Here is a 5,333-nt window from a genome sequence, read left to right as displayed (position 1 = left end):
GCAGCGGCACCGGCGCCTCGGCCGTCACGTTGATCGACACCCGGCCCGCCGCGTACGCCCCGGCGCCGAGGTACCCCGCGTGTCCCAGGGACGGCAGGCCCGTGCCCGGCCCGGCGCGTCAACCTGTCCGATGATCAGCGCCCCGGCCAGCGCCCGCGGACCGAGCCCAGCCCGCGATCACCACGACCACCAGCGCAAGGATGAACACCGACGCGTCCAGACCGGGGCGAGCCCCGTACACCGGCCCGCCGAGCACGCCGGCCGTGGTGGCCAGCAGCGAGCCCACGGCGAACACACCGGCCTTGACCAAGCGGTAGCAACCGCCGTCGGGTGATCGTGGGGGGTTCGGTCATCTCGGGTCGCCCTTCGTCGAACGCGCAGGCATCGGGTGCCTGACGATGGACGGATGGCTCTTCGACAAACCGAGCAGGGCAACGTTCCGGGTGAACGGGACGCATCACCGGAACCCGATCGTGACGGTCGAACGGGCTAGGATTCAGATGTGGATGTCCTGGACACGTACACCGGTCACACCGACCCCGGCGGTGCCGCCACCCGCCGTGATCTCGCCGCCCTGAGCATCACCAAGCTCTCCGTCGGGCCGATGGACAACAACGCCTACCTGCTGGTCTGCAAGGCCAGCAACGAGGCACTGCTCATCGACGCCGCCAACGACGCCGAGCGACTGGCCGACCTCGTCGGCGCCGCCGACTCCCGCCCGGAGCTGCGCCACCTGGTCACCACCCACCAGCACTGGGACCACTGGCAGGCCCTCGGCGCCGTGGCCGGCATGTTCCAGACCCGCCAGATCGCCCACCCCCTCGACGCCCCTGAGCTACCCATCCCCATGGACGAGCTCGTGGGGCAGGGCGACACCGTCGCGTTCGGGGAGATCGAGCTCGGCGTGGTGCACCTGCGCGGCCACACCCCCGGCTCCATCGCGCTCGTCTACCGCGACGACGCCGGCAGCCACATCTTCACCGGCGACTCACTGTTCCCCGGTGGCCCGGGCAAGACCGCGGGGCCCGAGGAGTTCGGCTCACTCATCGGCGACCTCGAGGAGCGGGTGTTCGGCACCCTGCCCGACGAGACCTGGGTGTACCCGGGCCACGGCGACGACACCACCGTGGGCAAGGAGCGCCCGAGCCTGCCGGAGTGGAAGGCACGCGGCTGGTGAGCTGAGACCGCACGTCGGGGCTCCCGGGACGGCCGACCGATTGCCGCCCCTCGGACGGCCCCGCTGCACGGCGCCGACTCAGGTGACCACGCTCCGTCGCCTCGGGACGACCGTCCGGTCAGGGCTCGCCCCCCAACGTCCTGGCGTAGCCGACGCCGTGCCGGACCCACCGGCCGAGCTCCTCGTCGGTGGCGAGCGCGTCGATGTCGACGCGCAGCCAGCCGTCCGCCTCGCGCCCGCGCATCACGAACCGGCTCGCCCGTGGCTCCCTGACCAGGGCGTCGGTCCGGTCCGGATCGACGCGGAGCAGCAGGCCGCCCTGACCGCTCGCGCTGACGGCCATGTGCCCGTCCACCATGAAGGCCAGGCCGCCGAACATGCGCTTCTCGACGACTCCGGGCTCGCCGGACAGGAGCTCGCGCAGCCGATCGGCCAGGTCAACGTCGTACGCCACGACGGCAGTATCGCGGCGCAGCACGCACCTGACCACACCCGGCAGGAGCAGATCGGGGCCCGACGTCAGCGGTTCGCCGCATGCAGCGCGCGGAGCCCGGGCACGGTCCGGGGCGGGACACCGGGCACCCGCAGGATCCGGCCGTCACGCAGCTCCAGCCGGACCTCCTCGTCACCGGGGCGCGGGTCGAGCACCGACGCGATGTACCACCACGGCACCACCCGGCGCTCCAGCACCAGGCGGATCCCCTCGGTGGTCACGACCGACAGCGGCACCAGCCACAGGACGGCGGCGATCACCACGGCCAGCGGCACCAGCACGACCCAGGCCGTCGTGCCGCCGAGGATCGAGAAGTAGATGCCGGACAGCACCGGGAGCTCCGCCAGGGTCGTGACCCAGGTGCGGGTGTACCGCGCCCCCCAGAACGGGCCGAGGGCCCTCCCGGCACCACGCGTCGGTCTCATCGGTCCTCCCGTCCCGCCTCTCGTGACCGTGCGGTCGTCCGAGGGGATCGGCGTACCCCCGTCGCTGGCGGATCAACCGGTGAACGTGCCGGCGGCTACGAACCCGCGGAGCCCTCGCCGACCAGCGGCGGCGCGGAGCCCACGCCGACGACCGCGGAGGTGAACTGGCCGACCGCGCCGTGGAGGCGGTACACCGCGACCCCCGCGTAGACCGCGCTCGCGATGAACACGAGGCTGGCCAGGGACACCAGCACGTACGTGACGACGCGCAGCGCGGTGAGGGCCTTGCCGTCGCGGCGGTCCGCGGAGGAGTACGAGCGGCCGGAGCGCGGCGTGGGGCCCCAGCCGACCCTGTCGCCGACCCGCGCGTGCGAGCCCGTCCGGCTCCGCTGGGCGATGTCCATGCTCGCGTCCCCCGACGTCGACGACGGGCCGGCGCCTCCGACCCCGCCCTGTTGTAGCGGGCGGTCACCGGCCCGGTCAGGGTCGAGGGCGCAGCTCACCCTTTCGTGGCGCCGGAAGGTCCGCGTCGCGTCGGAACGCGACGGCCGAACGCGTCATGCCGGCCGGCCGACGAGCGCCACCGGTTTGCGGGACGCGAGCACGCAGCCCACCCGCCTCAGGCCAGCATCCCCGCCATGACCTCGAAGAAGTGCTCCCAGCCCGCCTTGGCGGCGGCGTACTGCTCGATGGGCAGGTTGCCGCCGCTCTGGATGAACGTCATGACGGTGCCGCCGTCGACGTCGGCGAGCTCGACGGTGATCGCCTCGTCGGAGTCATCGGGCTGGTCGGTGAGGGTGAACACGAGGCGCTCGGGCTCGACGACCTCGCGGTAGACACCCTTCCACGGGATCTCCTGACGGTCGGGACCCGCGTACATCACGGCGCTCCACCGGCCGCCGACGCGGACGTCCATGACGACGGACTCGACCGGGACCTCGGCCTCGGTACCGCCGAACCAGTGCGCGAACGACGCCGGTGTGGTCCAGGCGCGGAACACCAACTCACGGGGCGCGTCGAAGCGCCGGGTGATCTCGATGCCGGGGGTGGTGGTCGTGTCACTCATCGGATGTGCCCTTCTGGAGGTCGCGGAGATGGTCGGCGAGGACGTCGAAACGGTCCTCCCAGAACGCGCGGTACTGCTCCAACCAGTCGGTGGCCTCGCCCAGCGGCTCCGCCCGCAGCCGGCATGGCCGCCACTGGGCCGTGCGCCCCCGGGTGATCAGCCCGGCGGCCTCGAGCACCTTGAGGTGCTTGGAGATCGCCTGGACGCTCACCGGGAACGGCTCGGCCAGCTCGTTCACGCCTGCCTCGCCGCGGGCGAGCCGCGCGAGGAGCGCGCGACGCGTCGGGTCGGCAAGGGCCGCGAAGGTGACGCTGAGCGGATCCGCCGTCATGTCGTATTCACCTAACTGATTGAACAACCGCTGGGTTGAATATAGTGCTCGGACGCCTCGTGTCAAGTGCGAACCGGGCGAGCTGTGCATACAGTGGAAGCTTCAACCTCCGACCGGCCGCAGCGTGGCCGCCTGGTCGTCGCGCCAGGACGTGGGGAGTGGGATGAGAAGCGGCCGCGTTCTCGGCATCGTCGCCCGCACGACGGTCGCTCTCGTCTCCGCGGGGGCGCTCGTGGCCACGGGCGTCGCGTGGTCGTTGCAGCAGCGCGTCACCGCTGCGATCGTCACGAGCAACGCACTGACCGAGGGCCGTACCGACGCCCCGCCCGTCGCGCCCGGTCAGGCGTTCACCGCGCTGCTCGTCGGCCTGGACGCCCGCACCGACGCGAACGGCGACCCGTTGCCGGCAGCCATGCTCGACGCCCTGCACGTCGGCCCCGACGACGGCCAGCTCAACACCGACACGATCATCCTGCTGCACGTCCCCGCCGACCCGGTCTCCCCCGCCGTCGCGGTCTCGATCCCCCGCGACTCCTATGTGCCGATCGCGGGCGGCCGCGGCACCCACAAGATCAATTCGGCGTACGGCAGGGCGTTCGACGAGGCCGAGACGACCCTCACCGCCCAGGGCCTGACGGGCGCCGCGCTCGACCATCAGGGCAAGGAGGCCGGGCGCGCCGCGCTGATCGCGACGGTCGAGGCCCTCACCGGGGTGCGGATCGAGCACTACGCCGAGATCAACTTCGCCGGGTTCGTCGACCTCACGGCCGCCCTCGGCGGCGTCCCGGTGTGTCTGAACAGGGCAGTGAGCGACTCCTACTCCGGGATCGACCTGCCCGCGGGCCCGCAGACCGTGAACGGCGCCGCCGCGCTCGCGTTCGTCCGCCAGCGCCACGGCCTGGACGGCGGCGACCTCGACCGGATCGCGCGCCAGCAGGCGTTCATCGCCGGGCTCACGCAGCGCCTGCGCTCCGCGGGCACGCTCAGCGACCCGGCGAAGCTCTCCCAGCTGGTGGCGGTGGCCTCGCGCTACCTGGTGGTCGACAAGGGCTGGGACCTCGACCAGGCCCTCACCCAGGCGAGCAGGCTCGCGGGCGACAACCTGACGTTCCGCACCATCCCCACCGGGCGTCCCGACCTGCGCACCCCGTACGACGGCGTGGCGGTGCAGATCGACCAGGCCGCCGTGAAGGCGTTCGTCAGCGGGCTGGTGGCGGAGTCGGACACCCCGCCCACCACCACGCCCGTGCCCACGCCGGACACCGTCGCGGCGAAGCCGGCGGGCACGCCGATCACAACGACGACCGCGCCCCTGACCACCACGCCCCTGACCACCACGACGCCCCGCGTGATCACCGCGGACGGGGTGCCCTGCGTGAACTGAGCGGCGTCAGCTGATCCCGACGAGGTCCACCACGAACACCAGCGTCGAGCCTCCGGGGACGGGGCCGTTGGTCTGCGCGCCGTAGCCCAGCTCCGGTGGGATGACGATGACGCGCCGACCCCCCGGCTGCATGCCCACGATGCCCTGTGAGAAGCCGGGGACCACCTGGTCGAGCGGGAAGCTGGTCGGGGCGTCGCCGCGCGACCACGAGCTGTCGAACGGGGTGCCGTTGTAGAGCGTGCCGGAGTACCGGACGTTCACGGTGTCGGAGGCCTTCGCGGCCGGGCCGGTGCCCACCACCACGTCCTGGGTCAGGAGCTGCGTCGGCGGCTGGCCGGTGCCCGCCTCGGCCTGCGACTGGGCCTTGAGGTCGGTCGGGGTGCCGCTCAGCGCCGGGATGCCGGGGACGGTCGCACCCGGCGCGGCGGGGGCCTGCGCCGCACCCGCGGGGGCGGCG

At 72.7% G+C, this 5,333-nt stretch carries 9 protein-coding genes; 2 read left to right on the top strand and 7 right to left on the bottom strand.

All coding sequences use genetic code 11. The features are described from left to right. Positions 1-118: 118 nt before the first annotated feature. Positions 119-310: a hypothetical protein gene (locus JWR81_RS19925; RefSeq protein WP_297654886.1), complete on the bottom strand. Its 192-nt coding sequence runs from the start codon at positions 308-310 to the stop codon at positions 119-121. Positions 311-502: 192 nt separating this feature from the next. Here JWR81_RS19925 and JWR81_RS19920 point away from each other — a divergent pair, with 192 nt between their 5' ends. Then, positions 503-1,177 carry an MBL fold metallo-hydrolase gene (locus JWR81_RS19920; RefSeq protein ID WP_297654883.1) on the top strand — a complete coding sequence of 225 codons (675 nt, stop codon included), beginning with the start codon at positions 503-505 and terminating at the stop codon, positions 1,175-1,177. A gap of 118 nt (positions 1,178-1,295) precedes the next feature. Here JWR81_RS19920 and JWR81_RS19915 read toward each other — a convergent pair whose 3' ends face one another. The 5 genes from JWR81_RS19915 to JWR81_RS19895 form a co-directional block, all read right to left on the bottom strand. Beyond that, positions 1,296-1,631: a TfoX/Sxy family protein gene (locus JWR81_RS19915; protein WP_297654881.1), complete on the bottom strand. Its 336-nt coding sequence runs from the start codon at positions 1,629-1,631 to the stop codon at positions 1,296-1,298. Positions 1,632-1,696: 65 nt separating this feature from the next. Beyond that, the gene (locus JWR81_RS19910; protein ID WP_297654879.1) at positions 1,697-2,095 is read right to left on the bottom strand and encodes a hypothetical protein; all 399 of its coding nucleotides are present in this window, start codon (positions 2,093-2,095) and stop codon (positions 1,697-1,699) included. A 95-nt stretch (positions 2,096-2,190) separates the two neighbouring features. Further along, positions 2,191-2,499, bottom strand: coding sequence for a hypothetical protein (locus JWR81_RS19905; RefSeq protein ID WP_297654875.1), 309 nt, complete (start codon positions 2,497-2,499; stop codon positions 2,191-2,193). Positions 2,500-2,714: 215 nt separating this feature from the next. Next, entirely contained in the window at positions 2,715-3,161 is a 447-nt protein-coding gene (locus JWR81_RS19900; RefSeq protein ID WP_297654872.1) for an SRPBCC domain-containing protein, read from the bottom strand. After that, on the bottom strand, positions 3,154-3,492 hold the full coding sequence (locus JWR81_RS19895) for a helix-turn-helix transcriptional regulator (protein WP_297654869.1): 339 nt from the start codon (positions 3,490-3,492) through the stop codon (positions 3,154-3,156). Before JWR81_RS19895 ends, JWR81_RS19900 begins: the two co-directional genes overlap by 8 nt. Positions 3,493-3,655: 163 nt before the next feature. Here JWR81_RS19895 and JWR81_RS19890 point away from each other — a divergent pair, with 163 nt between their 5' ends. Then, a complete protein-coding gene (locus JWR81_RS19890) occupies positions 3,656-4,876 on the top strand; it encodes an LCP family protein (protein WP_297654866.1) in 1,221 nt (406 codons plus the stop codon). 6 nt (positions 4,877-4,882) lie between these two features. Here JWR81_RS19890 and JWR81_RS19885 read toward each other — a convergent pair. Further along, a partial coding sequence (locus JWR81_RS19885; protein ID WP_297654863.1) for an FKBP-type peptidyl-prolyl cis-trans isomerase occupies positions 4,883-5,333 on the bottom strand: 451 nt, incomplete at its 5' end.

The sequence above is a fragment of the Pseudonocardia sp. genome (assembly GCF_025965585.1).
Classification (GTDB): Bacteria; Actinomycetota; Actinomycetes; order Mycobacteriales; family Pseudonocardiaceae; genus Pseudonocardia.
The sequence above is the reverse complement of the archived record's forward strand: the minus strand, read 5'-3'. Positions and strand labels throughout refer to the sequence as shown.